This is a genomic window from Burkholderia sp. YIM B11467 (genome assembly GCF_052952715.1).
Genome location: NZ_JBQVSQ010000007.1, coordinates 440,022 through 459,003 on the forward strand (window position 1 = coordinate 440,022; position 18,982 = coordinate 459,003).

Consider the following 18,982-nt stretch of genomic DNA (forward strand, 5'->3'; position numbering starts at 1 on the left):
GCCCTTAACCGGAGGCATTCGGGCGAACGCAATCGCCGGGAATACAGGATTGGTTTTCGCGGAACCCGCTATTTAAACCGGTTTTCTGTTGGCGGTCAATACCTTAGGAGTCGTCCGCCTGTGCCAGCCCCGGCCGATCCGGCCCCGCGCCCCACAATCACAGCCTGTGGATAAGTCCCGCTGTGGCGGCGTTTGGCGTTAGAATCTCGCCTTATCTCCAAGAATCCCGCACGCCGCCTCGGCGCTCGCCTGCCTCTCCACGACTGTGACGCAGGCGTCCGAGGCACGCTCGCACGACCGCTTCGGGCCTTGTTGCGCGATCGCGACAAGGGCGCCTGCGAGCCGCGCTGTGCATGCAAAAAACGACAGTTACTTGATGAACGATTTCTGGCAACACTGTTCCGCACTGCTGGAGCGCGAGCTGACGCCCCAGCAGTACGTGACGTGGATCAAACCCTTGGCCCCGGTGGCCTTCGATGCGTCGGCGAACACGCTGTCCATCGCCGCGCCGAACCGATTCAAGCTGGACTGGGTCAAGAGCCAGTTTTCGGGCCGGATCTCCGATCTGGCCCGGGATTTCTGGAACGCGCCGATCGAAGTCCAGTTCGTCCTCGATCCCAAAGCAGGCATGCGCAGCGCCGCAGCCGGTGCAGCATCGGGCACTGGCGCCCCGCGCGCGCCGCTGCAGCCGACCGGCCCGGCCGCCACGGTGGCCGCGATCGCCGCGAACCTGAGCGCGAATGCCGCCGCTGCGCCCGCCGCACCATCCAACGTGCCGATGACGCCGTCGGCCGCCGCGCACCACCTGAACGCCGACGACGCCGACATCGACCTGCCGAGCCTGCCCGCGCACGAAGCGGCCGCCGGCCGCCGCACGTGGCGCCCGGGCCCCGGCGCCGCGCCGTCCGGCGGCGAAGCCGATTCGATGTACGAGCGCTCGAAGCTGAACCCGGTGCTCACGTTCGACAACTTCGTGACCGGTAAGGCGAACCAGCTCGCGCGCGCCGCCGCGATCCAGGTCGCCGACAACCCCGGCATCTCGTACAACCCGCTGTTCCTGTACGGCGGCGTCGGCCTCGGCAAGACCCACCTGATCCACGCGATCGGCAACCAGCTGCTGCTCGACAAGGCCGGCGCGCGGATCCGCTACATCCATGCGGAACAATACGTGTCGGACGTGGTGAAGGCGTACCAGCGCAAGGCGTTCGACGATTTCAAGCGCTACTACCACTCGCTCGACCTGCTGCTGATCGACGATATCCAGTTCTTCTCCGGCAAGTCGCGCACGCAGGAAGAATTCTTCTACGCGTTCGAGGCGCTGGTCGCGAACAAGGCGCAGGTGATCATCACCAGCGACACGTATCCGAAGGAGATTTCGGGGATCGACGATCGCCTGATCTCGCGCTTCGACTCGGGCCTCACCGTCGCGATCGAGCCGCCCGAGCTGGAAATGCGCGTCGCGATCCTGATGCGCAAGGCGCAGTCGGAAGGCGTGAACCTGTCGGAAGACGTCGCGTTCTTCGTCGCGAAGCACCTGCGCTCGAACGTGCGCGAACTCGAAGGCGCGCTGCGCAAGATCCTCGCGTATTCGAAGTTCCACGGCCGCGAGATCTCGATCGAGCTGACCAAGGAAGCGCTGAAGGATCTGCTGACCGTGCAGAACCGGCAGATTTCGGTCGAGAACATCCAGAAGACCGTCGCCGACTTCTACAACATCAAGGTCGCCGACATGTATTCGAAGAAGCGTCCGGCGAACATCGCGCGGCCGCGGCAGATCGCGATGTACCTCGCGAAGGAACTCACGCAGAAGAGCCTGCCGGAAATCGGCGAGCTGTTCGGCGGACGCGATCACACCACCGTGCTGCACGCCGTGCGCAAGATCGCCGACGAGCGCAGCAAGGACGCGCAGCTCAACCACGAGCTGCACGTGCTGGAACAGACGCTGAAGGGCTGAGCGCGGGCGCGCTTGATAATTCGGCATCCGCCCCAAATTAAGGGGGGCGGTTCGGTTTTGAGGCACAATACTGGTTTGACCGCCCCGGTGGAGGCGGGCCAAGAGCCCGGCCGGCGGGGCGCTGCGAGGCTGCTGCGCTGCAGGCCGTTACTCAACGAAGGAACTCTATGCAACTGGTCAAGACCGAACGAGACACCCTCCTCAGGCCGCTGCAAACGGTCAGCGGCATCGTCGAACGCCGCCATACGTTGCCGATCCTCGCCAACCTGCTGATCACCAAGAACGGCCCGGACGTTTCGTTCCTGTCGACCGACCTGGAGCTGCAGATCACCACGCGCGCCGATTTCGGCGTCGGCGGCGACCAGGTGGCGACCACCGTCGCGGCCCGCAAGCTGCTCGACATCCTGCGCGCGATGCCTGACGGTCAGGTCACGCTGTCGCTCGCCGACAAGCGCCTCACCGTTCAATCGGGCAAGAGCCGCTTCGCACTGCAAACCCTCGCGGCCGACGAGTTCCCGACCGTCGCGCAGGCGAAGGATTTCGGCGCGACCCTCACCGTCCCGCAGAAGTCGTTCCGCCAGCTGCTCGGCATGGTGCACTTCGCGATGGCGCAGCAGGACATCCGCTACTACCTGAACGGCATGCTGCTCGTCGTCGACGGCGACCAGCTGATGGCCGTGGCCACCGACGGCCACCGCCTCGCGTTCTCGTCGATGAAGCTCGAAGGCGGCACGTTCGGCCGCCAGGAAGTGATCGTCCCGCGCAAGACGATTCTCGAGCTGCAGCGCCTGCTCGAGGACATCGACGACACCGTCACCATCGACATCGCGCAAACCCAAGCCAAGTTCACGTTCGGCCAGGTCGAGCTCGTGTCGAAACTCGTCGAGGGCAAGTTCCCCGACTTCCAGCGCGTGATCCCGAAGGCGCACAAGAACACGTTCGAGATCGGCCGCGAAGAACTGCAGCGTTCGCTGCAGCGCGCGGCGATCCTGACCTCGGACAAGTTCAAGGGCGTGCGCTGCATCATCGCGCCGGGCCAGCTGAAGATCATGTCGACCAACGCCGATCAGGAAGAGGCGCAGGAAGAACTGGAAATCGCCTACCAGGGCGACACCGTCGACATCGGCTTCAACGTCACGTATCTGCTCGACGTGCTCGCGAACCTGAAGGTCGACACCGTGCAGGTGAGCCTCGGCGACGCCAGCTCGAGCGCGCTGATCACGGTGCCCGAGAACGAAGAGTTCAAGTATGTCGTGATGCCGATGCGCATCTGACGCGCGCGACATCACGACACACACCAGGGGGCGGCAAGCCCCTTTGGCGTTTTTATGGCGAACCGACAACCCGTCCTTTCGGTGCCTGACCGGCACCGTGGACGAGCCAGGAAACTGGAGCGGCCCGGCGATTTCTCTCGCTGAAACGTACCGCGCCGCCACTAGAGTGGCCTCGCAGAACCGGAAGATATCCATGAGTGAACAGCACAATTCGCAACCCGATAACAGCAGCTACGGCGCCTCGTCGATCCAGATCCTCGAAGGTCTGGAAGCGGTGCGCAAGCGCCCCGGGATGTACATCGGCGACACGTCGGACGGCACCGGTCTGCATCACCTCGTGTTCGAGGTGCTCGACAACTCGATCGACGAAGCGCTGGCCGGCTACTGCAACGATATCCACGTCACGATTCACGCCGACAACTCGATCACCGTGACCGACAACGGCCGCGGCATTCCGACCGACGTGAAGATGAATGACAAGCACGAGCCGAAGCGCAGCGCCGCCGAGATCGTGATGACCGAGCTGCACGCCGGCGGCAAATTCGACCAGAACAGCTACAAGGTGTCCGGCGGCCTGCACGGCGTGGGCGTGTCGTGCGTGAACGCGCTGTCGAGCTGGCTGCGCCTCACCGTGCGCCGCAACGGCAAGAAGCATTTCATGGAGTTCCATCGCGGCGTCGCGCAGGAGCGCGTGCTCGAGCAGGTGGACGGCGTGGAAGTGTCGCCGATGCTGGTGACCGGCGATACCGAGAACCGCGGCACCGAAGTGCACTTCATGGCCGATCCGACCATTTTCGGCACGGTCGAGTATCACTACGACATCCTCGCGAAGCGCATGCGCGAGCTTTCGTTCCTGAACAACGGCGTGCGGATTCGCCTGACCGACCTGCGCTCGGGCAAGGAAGACGATTTCGCGTTCGCCGGCGGCGTGAAGGGCTTCGTCGAGTACATCAACAAGACGAAGACCAACCTGCACCCGACGATTTTCCACGCCATCGGCGAGAAGGAAGGCGTGGGCGTCGAAGTCGCGATGCAGTGGAACGACAGCTACAACGAAAACGTGCTGTGCTTCACCAACAACATTCCGCAGCGCGACGGCGGCACGCACCTGACCGGCCTGCGGGCCGCGATGACGCGCGTGATGAACAAGTACATCACCGACAACGAAATCGCGAAGAAGGCCAAGGTCGAGACGACCGGCGACGACATGCGCGAAGGGCTGTCGTGCGTGCTGTCGGTGAAGGTGCCGGAGCCGAAGTTCAGTTCGCAGACGAAGGACAAGCTGGTTTCGTCCGAAGTGCGGGCGCCGGTTGAGGACGTCGTCGCGAAGGCGCTGGAAGAGTTCCTGCTGGAAACGCCGATCGACGCGAAGATCATCTGCGGCAAGATCGTCGAGGCTGCTCGTGCGCGCGATGCCGCACGCAAGGCGCGCGAGATGACGCGCCGCAAGGGCGTGCTCGACGGCGTCGGCCTGCCGGGCAAGCTCGCAGACTGCCAGGAGAAAGACCCGGCGAAGTGCGAAATCTACATCGTCGAGGGCGACTCGGCAGGCGGCTCGGCCAAGCAAGGGCGTGACCGCAAGTTCCAGGCGATCCTGCCGCTGCGCGGCAAGGTGCTGAACGTCGAGAAGGCGCGCTACGACAAGCTGCTGTCGTCGGAGCAGATCGTCACGCTCGTGACCGCGCTCGGCTGCGGCATCGGCAAAGAAGACTACAACCTCGACAAGCTGCGTTATCACCGCATCATCATCATGACCGACGCGGACGTCGATGGTGCGCACATCCGGACGCTACTGCTCACGTTCCTGTATCGACAGATGCCGGACATGATCGAGCGCGGGTATGTGTATATCGCGCAGCCGCCGCTTTACAAGATCAAGGCGGGCAAGGACGAGCGGTATCTGAAGGACGACGTGGAGCTCAACGCGCACATGCTGCGCTTGGCGCTGCAAGGCTCGGAGCTGGTGCCCGGCGAGAACGCGGCAGCGATTTCCGGTGATGCGCTCGGGGAGCTGGCGCGGTCGTATCTGCTGTCGAAGAGCGTGATCGAGCGGTTGAGCCGGTTGTATGACCCGGCCGCGCTTGAAGCGATCATGGATGGGGTTGCGATCGACCTTTCCGATGAGGCTTCGACGGAGGCTTCGGCGAAGGCGCTGCATGCTGCGTTGCATGATGAGGCTTTGAAGAACGAAGTGCGCGTGGTGCCTTCGTATGATCCGGTGCGCGAGCAACGGTCGCTGCATGTCGAGCGTACCCATCACGGGAACGTGCGGGTTTCGGTCATCGACCAGGAATTCCAACACACGGCGGATTATCAGCAGCTCGTGACCACCGCGAATACGTTCAAGGGACTTATTGGGGAAGGTGCGGTCATCAAGCGTGGCGAGCGCAGCATGGCCGTGACGGACTTCAAGAGCGCGATGAAGTGGCTGCTTGCGGATGCCGAGCGGAATGTTTCGAAGCAGCGGTATAAGGGGCTGGGGGAGATGAACCCTGGGCAGCTGTGGGAAACGACGATGGATCCGACGGTGCGGCGTTTGTTGCGTGTGCAGATCGAGGACGCTATTGCTGCGGATGGGATCTTTACTACGCTCATGGGGGATGATGTGGAGCCGCGGCGGGCGTTTATTGAGTCGAATGCGTTGAGGGCGGGGAATATTGACGTTTGAAATCCGCGTGGGCAATCGCAGGGCTCTAGGGCCGATATAACCGATGCCGCAGCTTTGGAATTGGATGTCGAAACTGCCGCCAATATGCACCATCAGCACTTGCCGCGAAGGACACGCGTACGTCGTCCGCCTTCGCGGCAAGGACTAGATCCGAATCGGTACTTCGATAGTCACTTGCAACTTCCTCAGCCCATGTTTGAGCGCTGCTCCGGCCACCGCCCTCCCCTTATTCACTGAGATAAAAACTGCAAATCGGCCGCCGACCCAGCAAGCAGCGATTTCGTGAAGGGCATGTAAATTTTCGACGGATTTACGATTCTTATTGGAATCGCTAAAACCGTATCTACGAAGACCAAGAAGGTCAGATCTTCCGGATTACGAAATACGACAAAAATAGGTCACATTTGGACACACCCGCCAGATACCATGCGTTGGCCCCGTATCCACCCAGACCTTGCACGCACAAACCTTGCCCAACGACTTTCGGCGAGGATCTGATGCGTCTAACCCTCGCTCGCTCCCTCGATTGAACATGTGATCCCACACCTCAAACCTCTGATGTTGGCGACACTTAAGCTTGCGAATAGTAGCACCTAGTGCTATAAAACAACCTTAGACATCGATCAGAGGTGGTCCAGTCTTGTAGGTGCCGAGAAAATTCGGCGAACGAGTCAACCGGCAAGAATAGGTATATGCGGAAGACAAAATCCCTTGATTCCAAAGCTATATCCGCCATTGAGGATCGCTCTGGCGGAACTCGCGCGACAGACCAAGTCACCCTACGCCAGTTTGACCAACTCAGCATATCTCCTGTCGCACCATTGATGCCGGCAGAAATTAAGCGCATTCGTGAAGAAACAAATGTCAGTCAAGCCGTGTTTGCCCTCCTACTTAACACAAGTCTTTCGACTGTACAGAAGTGGGAAATCGGTCAGAAGAGACCTACGGGCGCTGCGCTTAAGCTCTTGCATATAGTACAGAGGTGTGGTTTGGACATCATCGTCGAATGATTAGACAGATCGATATCGTTGTTAAGAAATCCACTTTTATCATGAAAATGTCGTGCCTGTTGAGCGCATCACTAGACGACAAAAATCAATATTGAAATCTTAATTTAGACCTACATGCAGACAACTACCATCGACGCATCAACAGAAGAAAAAGACGACCGACCAGCTAGCCCGTTTCTTGGGCGCCCACCGGCAAATGTCGCGTATGCAACTCCATGGGGCAGGATGCTTCATGGAAAATCTGACGAGATACTCGACGACGGGTCTATCTCGCGATTTGAAGGAAAGGTGAATTTGATTTTCACATCGCCGCCCTTTCCATTGAATCGAAAAAAGCGTTACGGTAACGAGACTGGTGAAAACTACATCCATTGGCTCTGTGCTTTTGGTCCATTGCTAAAGAAAATGTTGACACCGGATGGCTCCATTGTTATCGAAATGGGAAATTCATGGGAGCCTGGCCTTCCAGTTATGTCCACGCTTGCCTTACGTGCGCTTCTTGATTTTCAGACAAAAAATGACCTTTATCTCTGCCAGGAATTTATTTGGCAAAATCCAGCAAAACTACCTTCTCCAGCCCAATGGGTGAATGTAGAGCGAATTCGCGTGAAAGACAGCTTCACCAAATTATGGTGGATGTCTCCCAACAAGAAACCGAAGGCTAGCAATCAGCGAGTGCTTCAAGAATATAGTCAATCGATGAAAGAATTGTTGAAGAAGGGTAGCTATAACGCAGGCAAGCGCCCCTCCCAACATAACATTGGCGAAACTTCTTTTCTTAAAAACAATGGGGGCGCAATTCCATCGAATGTCTTAACCTATTCGAATACGCAAAATTTTGACTTGTATCAAACGTATTGTCGGGACAATAATCTCCAGCTGCACCCTGCTCGCATGCCGATCGACCTTGCGAAATTCTTCATTAAGTTTTTGACTGAGCCAGGTGACATAGTTCTCGACCCGTTCGGAGGCAGCAACACGACGGGAGCCGCTGCAGAAGAGTTAGAGCGTTTTTGGATTAGCATTGAAGCATCAAGTGACTACATTCAAGGATCGCGTGGTCGATTTGAGGGTAAAATCACGTCTGACTCATTTTCGACGTAATGGGGTCTGGCGCAGGCCAGCCCATCTCCGGGGGATAAACATAATGAATCAAGAAATCCAACAGACCAATCAGGCCCCTCAAGAGGCGGAGTTGACCGTCGGGCCCAAAGCCATCGATGCCTATAGCCGTTTGAGCTATACGATGTGGTTCGCACTCGCGGAATTTGTCGACAATTCGACTCAATCTCGTCTAAATTACGGCAATTTAATTGATGATGTCCTTCGGGAAGAGGGTGAACCGCTCACTGTTTCGATCGTTCACGACCGCCCCAATAAAACACTCACGATCTCAGACAATTCGATCGGCATGAGCAGTGTGGACCTTGTCGCTGCACTGCGCATTGCTCATCCGACTCCGGATAGTAGAGGGCGCTCAAAATACGGCATGGGCATGAAGACGGCGGCCTGTTGGATAGGTGCCTATTGGACGGTAACAACATGCGAACTGGGCAGTGGAGAAGAGTGGACTGCGATAATTGACGTAGATGCTATCGCTAATCACAGTGCCAAAGTCCCGCTGACCATGCGTACCGTCAGCCGAGATGAGCATTATACAAAAATTACCATCAGCAAACTTCGGCGTGTCATACAGACCCGATCCGAACAGACGATCAAAGACTATCTTGGCTCCATGTATATGTTCGATCTACGCCCCGGAGATAAGGGACAGGTCGCCATGAAGCTAACTTATAATGGCGAAGAAATCCTTCCTCCTCAAGAAAGCGAGTGGGACACCGATCCGTCGGGCACGGTTATGAAACGCGATCTACCAAGCTTCCCGATCGACGGAAAGATTATTACGGGCTGGATAGGCATTCTGCGCAAAGGTGGGCGCAAGTACGGCGGGTTTTCGATGTTTCAGAATGGGCGTCAAATTCAAGGATATCCCAGCGCGTGGAAACCGAGTGTAATATTTGGTGGCGTAGATGACGAAGGGGCGAACAACCTTATTGCACAGCGTCTGACCGGCGTTTTGATGTTAGACGGCTTTGGCGTATCGCACACCAAAGATAGGGTGCTCTTTGAAGATAATGAAGAGGAGCAGCTGGAACAGTTCCTTGTCAAAGAGACAAAGGACTATGTCGAGTATGCAAAAAGCCGTCGCAGTTCCGGCCGCGGTGCGAAATGGTCTAAGGAACAGGTGCGTGATCTTGTAAAAGACATGCAATCCGAATTCACGAGCCCTGAAATGAGGGACGCACTAAATAATGCTGCCCTTCCGCCTTTAGAAATTATCACGGCCAATAATCTCCAACAGCTTCAGACCCTGACGGCAGAAGATGAAATCGGGCGACTCGAAATTCTTCCCGATCTTAATGTCATTATCTCACTCAAGGAAACCAGCTCTTACGAGCCGCATGTAGTTTTTGTTCCTGGCGCGCAGGCTGGCGTATTGCATGTCATTATTAATGGCTTGCATCCATATTACCAGACCCTTGAAGCTAAGGACGCGATTTCCGAATGCGTCCAACAGTACATTTTTGATGCGGTTGCAGAATTCAAAACAAGTAAGCTAACAGCGCGGGTCAATCCGGATAGCGTGCGCAACCTGAAAAATAGCCTACTCCGCGCACGCGCTGAACAACTCGACAACGCTGATGCCGAAGTCCGTGCTCAGGCCGAAGCCGAATTATTTGGTCGCAAAACTTCAAACTAAGGCGGGAGGTGCTTTGCCAAAACTGACACCACGTGGTTGGCAAGTCGCGGCGCTGGAAGAGTGGGAACAGGCCCAGCATCGCGGCATCGTCAGCGTTGTGACCGGAGGAGGTAAGACAGTATTCGCACTTTCTTGTATTGATCGCATTAAACCGATCGCAACGCTCATCGTCGTCCCTACAGCTGCACTACTCGAGCAGTGGTGGGAGGAGGCAGCGAACTATTTCGATCTGAGTCTCGATGAAATAAACATTGTCACTGGAAATTCCAACTTTCGCGTCGGCACAATCAACATCGCCGTACTCAACACTGCCGCGAAAATGGCGGAAAGGATGCGGGAGCAAAAATGCTTCCTAATTGTAGATGAATGCCATAAGGCCGCGTCCGAACATTTCCGCACTGTCTTGCAAATTAATAGTTTTGCCTCGCTAGGTCTATCAGCAACACCCGAGCGACCTTACGATGATGGGCTCAAAGAGGTATTGATTCCGGCGCTAGGACCAATAATTTACAGTTATGATTATGCGGCGGCATTGAAAGACAATGTAATCGTCCCATTTCAACTCAGAAATTTAATTTTCGAACTCGAGGAAGATCGTCAAACCGAGTACGACAAACTAAGCAAAGCCATCGCAAGATCGATAAGTCAGCACGGCGCAAATTCAGAAGAAACGATTGCCCTATATCTAAAGCGCGCACGCATTCTAAATTTGAGCATAAATCGTATTCGCATAGCATTACGACTTATTGCGGCAAATCGCGGAAAACGGACAATCGTATTCCACGAAGACATTGAAGCATGCGATCTAATTCAAACTGTTCTTAAAGAAAATGGCGTACGAAGTGGGGTCTATCATTCGAAGATGAAACCTCGAGATCGTGCAGCGATGCTTGCGCAATACCGTCATGGCCAAATTGATGTTTTGGTAACGTGCCGGGCCCTCGACGAAGGATTTAATGTCCCTGAAACAGAGCTCGGCATTATTGCCGCCAGCACTGCAACACGTCGTCAACGCATTCAACGACTTGGCCGAGTCGTGAGACCGGCCAAAGGTAAAGAGGGGGCCGTGATCTACACGCTCGTCGCTAGCGGGCCCGAGATTCAACGCCTAAAAGAAGAAGAACTGAATATGGAAGGTGTCGCTACGGTCAGCTGGAGCAAAGCATGAAAAAGCTCTTAACCGGAGATTGCCACGAAGATAATATTTTCAACCTTGTCGATCCTACTACTTTCGTCGAAATTGACTTCGAAGCGGAGGTTGTGAAGGCACTTACCTGTCTGCAGCCTGATTATTGGTGCGGGGTCTTCGCTGGTTCGTTTCTATTGGAAGGAGAACGACGAGTCGCTGACCTAGCCCTCATACACAAGAGCTTGTCACACTGGTTCGTCGTCGAGGTCGAATTGGCCGGGCACTCGCTCGAAGGCCATGTTCTACCTCAGGTACGCTGCTTCCGTTATGGCGAACCCGAAGACAGCTGCATCACAAGCCTCACACGTGCATTTAGCAACATTACACGTGAACAAGCTGCAATGGTCCTACGTTACATTCCGCGCTATGTTGCTGTTGTCAGCAACCTTCACGATGTGGAATGGACCCGATCACTACGAGCTTTGGATGTACAACACTTGACCGTATCCATCTACCGTGACCGCAATGGACGGTCTGCTCATGAAGTGGAAGGGCGGCTGGTTGCTCGTAATGAGAGTCTCGGCTTTGCGCAATTTTCGGCAATCGACAACTGCCTACGTATCAATAGAAGTTGCGGCTTACCTATTGGCGAAATCCAAATCATTGACCAATTTGGCAATCCCTCCTCGTGGACCGTGCGTGAAGAAGCGGGCGTTCTATGGGTATCAAAAGATCGTGGCCCGGCCTTATTGACTCATAACGGGTATGTACAGATTATTCGAGCATTCGACGGCCGAATCTCAATAAAACCCTCTATTGCGTAGCAGCTAGCGTACAGAATATTATTCTTCTTTAACAAAAACTATCGCGAAAAAACACTTCGCGTCAATTCTCAAAAGACAACGTGGAACTCCACATATACCGTTCGGCTAGTTCGCACGTTTCTGTCTCATCAAGCGTCTTCCTTCGTTAAACTAAAACAGCATCGCCGCACGAAGCGCGGGTCGCATGGGCTGCCACCCATACGACCCGCTAACCACAACCAACTCAGCACAGAAGTCGGAAATGGTTGGCGCCAATAGTAATTCACGTCCCAAGAAGCGCAAACCGAGCACGGTGCTCCAAATGATCCTCCGCAGCACGCCTGACAAGCCCAAGCGGGGCTGGCCGTACCTGCCCTGGATGAGCGTCGTCGATGCGCACTTCAAGTTGTTCGGATTCCAACCGGGTGATCTCGTCTATCTCGAGATCAATCACATCACCCGGCAAATCTGCATCAGACCTGACCACGACGGGCTTGCACTGCGCGAGCAGCCCTACCATCAGCCGGGCGGCCGAAACCCGTTTGCGCTCTAAAAAGCAAGGGTCGCTTTATGCGGCCCTTATTGCTTGGGTGTTGACTCGACGTCCAGCTGGTCTCTTTGCGCCCTTCCTCGGCTCAGATACCGCCAAAGCTTATCAACGGCCACCTTAAACAACCGTCACAACAGAAATCACCGGCCAAGCATCATCACCTTATCGTCGCCCACGCGACTCGGTTCCTTCGAATCGCACCCCGCGTAATCGGAAGCTTGCGAAACAGGCAAGCCCTGCCTTTGGGCACAGTCAGTATCCGCATCTATCGTCGACACCCCACATCGCCCGTCACGTGACAATCGGAGACAGTTCGCCGATTTCGAAACGTCAACTGCGTCCTGACGCGCAAACAGCGCGCCCTCTACACGCCCGCAGCTATCCGCGTCAACAAAGTACTCGCTCTATTCCGGCCGGCGAATCGAGAGACTTGCCGCTACGTTTCATCCTGGTGCAAATTTCCCTCTTCTGCTCCGATCACTGCGTTTTTTATCCAGAACATCCAAGCACCATTTAATTCTGCATTACTTAGTATATGTCCTGATTCACGCCACATCGGTTAGGACATTTCCAAAGAGAAATACGCGAGGACAACACGATTGTCCTCGTCTCCGCTGCCGTGCGGAGAACCTGAGAGAAAGGGAGAAGTACCGTGGTAGCCAGACCGTCTTCGTCCGGAAAACCGACATCCCGCAGTCTTTTCGACGCGCTCCACCGAGGTCTTCTGCAACATGACCGGTTGCTGAAGCTGGATACACCTCTCGGTGCCAACACGCTTATCCCGCTCCGTGCAAAGGGACGGGCGAAGATCGGTCGCGACTATCAATGGACCGTCGACGTCGCATCGACCCGCGACGATATCGCGCTGCTCTCGCTGATGCATCAGCCGATCACTCTCTGGATTCAGCAAACAACCGCGCCTTTTTCGAACTCGACGTATCGTCCGATCCACGGCTTCGTCCATCGTGCCGGAATACTGGGCGCTGACGGCGATCTAGCCGTCTACCAGATCGAGTTCGCATCGGCCCTTTTCTTCCTCGGCCACGCGCGCGACGACCACTACTGGCTGGAAAAAGACGCACGCGAAATCCTGACCGACGTGTTCGACCGGTATCCGCAGCATCGCGGCTGCGTCCGCATGGACATCACCAACCCGCCACGTGTACGGTCGTATTGCCGGCAGGCGGATTCAGACTTGAACTTCGTTCACCGGTTGCTCGAAGACGAAGGCTGGTACTGCTATTGGAAGCACGAGGAAATCCGGCAAGGCGAACCGCCGAAGACCATGCTGATCATTGTCGATCGCCTGTCGTCGCTACCCGAAGCGAGCTCGGCGTCGTATTGTCGTGACAACACCGGCAACGAAGCAGATGGCCTGACGCAATGGTCCGCCCACCAAACCCTCCAAAGCGTTCGCTACACATCGCGCTCGTTCGATTACAAACGATCGCATCACGACTTCGACTCGACGAGCGATCTTGCATGGACAACATACAACGTCGAGCAGGGGCGCCAGCGCGAGACGCGTCACATTCCCTCTGCGCCGATGGAAATTTTCGAGTCGACGCTATATGGCTATGCCGACTCTCGCGCCGGCGACCGCCGTGCCCGGCTTCGAACGGAGGCGTGGGATTCGATAGCCCGTCGCTATGTCGGAACGGGCGGCCTGCGCTGGATCGACACGGGCGCACGCTTCGTCCTGAACAATCATCCGAGACACATCGCCATCGCGCCGCACGATCGCGAATTTGTGGCGATCGAAGCGCACTGGTACGTCGAGAACAACATCCCGATCGGACGACTCTCCGGCTCCTTTCCCCGCAGTCTGCAGCAGACGATCACCGACGCGAAAGCCAGGCACGGCCCCTCCTTTGCATCGCAGCCGCACATCAGCGACGGAGAAATCGGGTTCTTCGTCGTCGAGATAGAAGCGCAACCGACAACCGTCGAATATCGGAGCCCGTTTGAGCACCCCAAGCCCGCGATACACATTGAGCATGCGCATGTCGTTGCGCCCGAAGGCGAAGAAGCGTGGTCCGACTCGCTGAACCGGATCCGTGTGCGCCATGTGTGGGACCGTCAAAGCCCTTCCGGCGTCTTCAACACGTCACCACTGCTTCTGACACTTCAGGCCGACACCGGTAATGCATATGGCGCGGTGCATGTGCCTCGCGCCGGAGAATGGGTGGCGATCGGACACTGGGGTGGCGACTGCGATCGGCCGTTCGTGTTGGGCAGGCTCAACGGCGGCACAACTCCGCCGCCCTGGCATACGAACGTGCTGTTGTCCGGGTTTCAGTCGAAGGGGTTCGGCAAAACGGGCGCCTACAACGCATTGGTCCATGATGATGCGACGAATCAAGGCGGCACGCGCCTGACCACCTTCACGGGCAAGCGCTACAGCCTGTTTCACCAGGGCTACCTGATTCGCCAGGATGGCAACACACGGGGCCGCTATCTGGGCATGGGATTTGTACTGCACACCGACGACTACGGTGCGGTAAGGGCGAATCGAGGCCTCTATCTCACCACGCATAAGAAATCGCCCGATAGCGAACAGCTCGACGCTGCCGAAGCGCGAGATCAGCTTACGCGCTCGGGCATGCTGCTTGAGTCGTTGTCTCATGCAAGTGCGACAGCGCAGGCTGAATCGCTACAGGCCGGTCGAGATGACTTCGATGCTGTCGCACGGGCAACTCAACATCCGGAGTCCGGCCAGACCTCCGGTGGTCGAACGGATGGCGGCGGCTTGGGCGAAGCCAACGGCTTCGCAACACCGCTGATCGTCATGTCAAGCCCTGCCGGTATCGCGACAACCACGCGGAAATCGACGCAGATCGCTGCAGACAGACATATCAATTTTGTCAGTGGCGAACATACCCATATCGCGACGGGAAAATCCCTGATCGCAGCCGCAGCCGAGAAAATCAGCCTGTTCGTTCAGAAGGCCGGCATGAAGTTGTTCGCGGCGAAGGGAAAAGTCGAGATCGAGGCGCAAAGCGACGCGATGCGGCTATACGCGGACCAGGATCTTGCGATCACCAGCAATCGCGGTCGTGTCGTGATCGAAGCCAAACAGGAGCTGATGCTGAAGTGCGGCGGTTCCTACCTGCGCATCACAGCCGACGGAATCGAAGACGGCACCCGCGGTACCCGGACGAGCAAGGCCGCTTCGTTTGGCCGGCTCGGCCCGAGCTCGGTTGCGGAACACATGAATGACAGGCCTCACACCGCGTTCAACGATCCCTACGTTCTTCGTCACAAGATCACCGGTGAAGTGCTCAAGAACCATCCCTATGAAATCGTGCGAGCGGACGGGACGGTCATCAAGGGCGTCACGAACGAATCGGGGCAGACCACCGTACAAAAGAACGTCGATGTCGAGTCGCTGCTGATTCGGGTGTTGCCGTTCCCTCGCGACGAGGCCAGATAGCGATGCAGATTCGCGTACCCATCCGCCCTTCGTCGATCGATCGCAGCTCCGCCCTGGTACTCGCATGAGCAATCCCAAAAGCAACAGCACTGACAAGAAAACCGAAGCCATCACCATTCAGGCACGACACGAACCTGGAGGCGGCTCATCGGCGAGAGTGACGCTGACACCCGACTCGAACACCCGCGCGAAGGAGATCGATTGCGATCCAAGGCAACCGATTCCGGTGATCTTTATCCCCGGCGTCATGGGGTCCTTGCTGGTCGACCGAAACAACGGCAAGGAAATATGGGACCCACCAAATGGCATCACCGACTCCTTGTCGTTCGCGGTGTCCGGCTACTTCGAAAACGCTGCGGAGCGCCAAACACGTTACGACCCGCACGCGGCCATGGTCTCGGCCTTCGGAGAGGTCAGCACGGACGGATGCGACGTTTCCGAGGAGGAGGCACGGCGCAGGGGCTGGGGCTCCGTGCACTGCACGAGCTACCACTCAACTTTCGCGTGGCTCGAACGCGAGCTGAACAACCCGGCGGATTCAGGCAAGTTACTCGGGGCATGGGCCGCAGGCGACCCAACGGGCGAAACGTTCACGCTGAAACCGATCATCGGTACTCCACCGAGGCTGTACGGTGCGCACGGCCCGACTGCAGACGTGATTCACGCCACGTCCGACGAGTTCAAGAAATTCTGCGAGTTCCGATATCCCGTCTACGCAATCGGCTACAACTGGCTTCAGTCGAATCTCGATTCGGCTCGGGATGTAGTCGAAGGCATCGATTGCGTTGACAAGAAGCGCAAGAGGAAGGCTCGACTTATGGGCATCCGGGAAATCTGCGCGGAAAACAAGGTCAAGAAGGCAATCATCATCACGCATTCGATGGGTGGGCTGGTCACGCGAATGGCGTCGGTGATCGCCGGGCATGCCGACCTGATGTACGGGGTGATTCACGGTGCGCAGCCGGCCACGGGTGCGCCGCTTGCCGCGAGACGGTTTCGTGCGGGGGCACAGACAGAAAATACAGTCATCAACCAGGTGCTGGCGGGGCGCAACAGCCGCGAGTTCACTGCCGTCACGGCCAATGCGCCCGGGCCGCTGGAGCTCCTGCCAATGCCCGACTATCACGGCTATGAACCATGGTGGATCGTGCGCAATCTTAGACGCGACGAAATTCTCAAGCTCCCCAAGCCGGGCGACACGCTCTCGTTGTACGCGTCGCAGGCGTGGTATGGGTTGGTGCCTCATCAGACTGATGCAATCCTCGATCCGGCTGGTATTGCCAAGAAGCGCCTGGCGATCAACGAACCCGCCATGACTATTCAGAAGAATTTTCAGATGACGATGCGTGAGGTCGTTGAGCGACAAACAGCATTGATCAACAAGTACCACCCCAACACCTACGCTTTCTACGGGAGCGGTCCTCTACAACAAGCTGCCGAATCGGCAACAACGAAGACCAATGCGTCCGCGGGTCCAAGACGTCGGGAGATATCTGTTCCCCGTGAAAAACTACTCACATTCGGTCGTATCTTCTGGCGAGGAGACTTTCCTGCCAGTACTACGGAAGAAGATCTGCTTGGTGCCCAACTATTAAGCGACAACGCAAAGGGACAAATTCGCATACGTGTCAAAAATCAGGCTTATACGATAGAAGCCGAGTTGATGACGCCCAACTTTGCAGCTGAACGAGGCCTGATTTTTGGCGATGGCACCGTGCCGGTGTGGTCTGGCGAAGCTGTGGCCCGCGGGTTGAAGGGCGGCATCCCAGGAGGCAAGGCCGAAGGCGTACGGATTGCTTTTGACCAGAACGGCATGGGTCACCAAGAGTGCTTTAAACATCCGTGGGCACGTTGGGCCACGCTATACAGCCTGGTCAAGATCGCAAGAACAATCGACACACCGACATGACCACCGTGAGTCGCTTCGGCAAACAAACTCTCACCGCTCTGACAGTCCTCTTTTTCGGGCTTACTGCATGTAAAAGCAGCAACTCATCGGATCACGTTATGACCGCACCTGTAATGCACGATACCCGCCCGTGGTGTATCGGGCGCTTCGCCCTCGAGCTTCCTGGTGATGCCGAGGTATACAACCAACAGTTCAAGTACATGGGGTATTCGATCGCGAGCACCAAAAACGTGAGCAGGCAGGAGTTTGCGCGTCGGATCGACACGCGTGAACTCGAACTAGAAACTACGATGAGGCTGGATCCGCACAAATCGTTCACGCCGACAAAAACTCCGTGGTCGCATCAAGTGGTTCGACCGAGTGAAGACTCGCGCTTCTTCGTTTTTGGTCGCTACGATGTGCCGTCGGAAGAGCAAGTCTACGATGTTGAGGGATACGCGCTATCAGACGAGACGCTATTCGTGCTGAAGAATAAATTTGGTGGTGGGTACGATCAAACTGCCATCCGGAATGCCACCGAAATTCTTCGCAACATCCATCGTCGCACGGATTGGGATGTTCCTTCGGACGGAGCGTTCTGCTTCGACGGTGGCGCCATCGGTGGCAAACCATTGCCCGGGTTCGACGCCACGCTGGCGGTTGGACTTGTGCCCGGTCGCCCATCTAACCTGATCGTGAAATTGCGCGAGTCGGTCGATGTCGATCAGCAAGCATCGCTGCTGGATGGGCTCCCTGCATTCGAGATCCGGCTGAAATCCCTTGTGGGTCGCTACAAGGTTCTGCGGAAAGGTAAGCGCCAGTTCGCCGGCATGCAGGGCGAAGAGCTTCTGATCGCCATCAGTGAGGACGGTGTGCAGAAGTATCAGTTCTATCTGCTTGCCCCTGGCGTCGAGCGCGATATCTCGAAGCCTCACACTGCGATTGAGCTGCTCTTCGGTGCGGCACCCGATGCGGTTACACCGGCCTCCGAGGCAACCTCTCCTGCCAGCGAGACACAAGCGATTCAAGCATGGGACACCGTGCTGAACAGCTTCCACTATCGCGGCCCCGTGGCCAAGTGACTCGGAGGCCTCCAAGTGAAGCGCTATGACATTTTGAAAGGCGATACCACCACGGCAGGTGGTCTGGTCCAGGATGGCGACAACAACGACCTGATCGGCACCCGAGAACAAGCTTACGAAGGCGACCCTGTCTGGTGTCCTGCATGCAAGACCATAGGCAAGATCGTATGCGATGGGCCGCGCATCCCTACTACCGGCCCAGACGGCCGGCAGGCCGCACTGAGCGACGATATATGTGCCTGCCAGTGCTCACCGTCACCGCGCCTGATTGCTTCGCAGGTCTCCTCGTTCGTCGAGATCTAGATTTCCGTCGCCGAAATGCAAAAACCCCCGCCTTTCGGGCGGGGGTTCTTGGCTTAGGGAGCCTGACGATTACCTACTTTCACACGGGAATCCGCACTATCATCGGCGTAGAGTCGTTTCACGGTCC

13 protein-coding genes are annotated in these 18,982 nt (G+C 56.9%); all 13 read left to right on the forward strand.

Features of this window, described 5'->3' with window-relative positions:
* The first annotated feature begins 376 nt into the window (after positions 1-376).
* The 13 genes from dnaA to ACTRWB_RS25420 all read left to right on the forward strand — a co-directional run bounded on the left by dnaA (position 377) and on the right by ACTRWB_RS25420 (position 18,855).
* Positions 377-1,954, forward strand: coding sequence for a chromosomal replication initiator protein DnaA (gene dnaA, locus ACTRWB_RS25360; protein ID WP_343495081.1), 1,578 nt, complete (start codon positions 377-379; stop codon positions 1,952-1,954).
* 167 nt (positions 1,955-2,121) lie between these two features.
* The gene (gene dnaN, locus ACTRWB_RS25365) at positions 2,122-3,228 is read left to right on the forward strand and encodes a DNA polymerase III subunit beta (RefSeq protein ID WP_006750113.1); all 1,107 of its coding nucleotides are present in this window, start codon (positions 2,122-2,124) and stop codon (positions 3,226-3,228) included.
* Between the two features lie 193 nt (positions 3,229-3,421).
* Entirely contained in the window at positions 3,422-5,896 is a 2,475-nt protein-coding gene (gene gyrB / locus ACTRWB_RS25370) for a DNA topoisomerase (ATP-hydrolyzing) subunit B (protein WP_446903491.1), read from the forward strand.
* Positions 5,897-6,720: 824 nt separating this feature from the next.
* A complete protein-coding gene (locus ACTRWB_RS25375) occupies positions 6,721-6,906 on the forward strand; it encodes a helix-turn-helix domain-containing protein (protein WP_446903492.1) in 186 nt (61 codons plus the stop codon).
* 114 nt (positions 6,907-7,020) lie between these two features.
* Positions 7,021-8,010, forward strand: a complete 990-nt coding sequence (locus ACTRWB_RS25380; RefSeq protein WP_446903477.1) for a DNA-methyltransferase — start codon at positions 7,021-7,023, stop codon at positions 8,008-8,010.
* 43 nt (positions 8,011-8,053) lie between these two features.
* Positions 8,054-9,667 carry an ATP-binding protein gene (locus tag ACTRWB_RS25385; RefSeq protein WP_446903478.1) on the forward strand — a complete coding sequence of 538 codons (1,614 nt, stop codon included), beginning with the start codon at positions 8,054-8,056 and terminating at the stop codon, positions 9,665-9,667.
* Entirely contained in the window at positions 9,609-10,835 is a 1,227-nt protein-coding gene (locus ACTRWB_RS25390; RefSeq protein ID WP_446903479.1) for a DEAD/DEAH box helicase, read from the forward strand. Before ACTRWB_RS25385 ends, ACTRWB_RS25390 begins: the two co-directional genes overlap by 59 nt.
* Positions 10,832-11,620 carry a hypothetical protein gene (locus ACTRWB_RS25395; protein WP_446903480.1) on the forward strand — a complete coding sequence of 263 codons (789 nt, stop codon included), beginning with the start codon at positions 10,832-10,834 and terminating at the stop codon, positions 11,618-11,620. The genes ACTRWB_RS25390 and ACTRWB_RS25395 overlap by 4 nt, the downstream gene beginning before the upstream one ends.
* Before the next feature lie 301 nt (positions 11,621-11,921).
* Positions 11,922-12,152: a hypothetical protein gene (locus ACTRWB_RS25400; protein ID WP_446903481.1), complete on the forward strand. Its 231-nt coding sequence runs from the start codon at positions 11,922-11,924 to the stop codon at positions 12,150-12,152.
* A 736-nt stretch (positions 12,153-12,888) separates the two neighbouring features.
* Positions 12,889-15,582 (forward strand): type VI secretion system Vgr family protein, encoded by a 2,694-nt coding sequence (locus ACTRWB_RS25405; RefSeq protein ID WP_446903482.1) that lies wholly within the window; start codon positions 12,889-12,891, stop codon positions 15,580-15,582.
* A 64-nt stretch (positions 15,583-15,646) separates the two neighbouring features.
* Entirely contained in the window at positions 15,647-17,491 is a 1,845-nt protein-coding gene (locus tag ACTRWB_RS25410) for an esterase/lipase family protein (RefSeq protein ID WP_446903483.1), read from the forward strand.
* Positions 17,488-18,552 carry a T6SS immunity protein Tli4 family protein gene (locus tag ACTRWB_RS25415; RefSeq protein ID WP_446903484.1) on the forward strand — a complete coding sequence of 355 codons (1,065 nt, stop codon included), beginning with the start codon at positions 17,488-17,490 and terminating at the stop codon, positions 18,550-18,552. Before ACTRWB_RS25410 ends, ACTRWB_RS25415 begins: the two co-directional genes overlap by 4 nt.
* A gap of 15 nt (positions 18,553-18,567) precedes the next feature.
* Entirely contained in the window at positions 18,568-18,855 is a 288-nt protein-coding gene (locus tag ACTRWB_RS25420) for a PAAR domain-containing protein (protein WP_446903485.1), read from the forward strand.
* Positions 18,856-18,982: the final 127 nt, after the last annotated feature.

What these genes read in the sequence shown, in the direction of transcription:
- dnaA (WP_343495081.1), top strand. Translation starts at nt 377, where the DNA reads ATGAACGATTTCTGGCAACACTGTTCCGCACTGCTGGAGCGCGAGCTG.
- dnaN (WP_006750113.1), top strand. Translation starts at nt 2,122, where the DNA reads ATGCAACTGGTCAAGACCGAACGAGACACCCTCCTCAGGCCGCTGCAA.
- gyrB (WP_446903491.1), top strand. Translation starts at nt 3,422, where the DNA reads ATGAGTGAACAGCACAATTCGCAACCCGATAACAGCAGCTACGGCGCC.
- ACTRWB_RS25375 (WP_446903492.1), top strand. Translation starts at nt 6,721, where the DNA reads ATGCCGGCAGAAATTAAGCGCATTCGTGAAGAAACAAATGTCAGTCAA.
- ACTRWB_RS25380 (WP_446903477.1), top strand. Translation starts at nt 7,021, where the DNA reads ATGCAGACAACTACCATCGACGCATCAACAGAAGAAAAAGACGACCGA.
- ACTRWB_RS25385 (WP_446903478.1), top strand. Translation starts at nt 8,054, where the DNA reads ATGAATCAAGAAATCCAACAGACCAATCAGGCCCCTCAAGAGGCGGAG.
- ACTRWB_RS25390 (WP_446903479.1), top strand. Translation starts at nt 9,609, where the DNA reads ATGCCGAAGTCCGTGCTCAGGCCGAAGCCGAATTATTTGGTCGCAAAA.
- ACTRWB_RS25395 (WP_446903480.1), top strand. Translation starts at nt 10,832, where the DNA reads ATGAAAAAGCTCTTAACCGGAGATTGCCACGAAGATAATATTTTCAAC.
- ACTRWB_RS25400 (WP_446903481.1), top strand. Translation starts at nt 11,922, where the DNA reads ATGATCCTCCGCAGCACGCCTGACAAGCCCAAGCGGGGCTGGCCGTAC.
- ACTRWB_RS25410 (WP_446903483.1), top strand. Translation starts at nt 15,647, where the DNA reads ATGAGCAATCCCAAAAGCAACAGCACTGACAAGAAAACCGAAGCCATC.
- ACTRWB_RS25415 (WP_446903484.1), top strand. Translation starts at nt 17,488, where the DNA reads ATGACCACCGTGAGTCGCTTCGGCAAACAAACTCTCACCGCTCTGACA.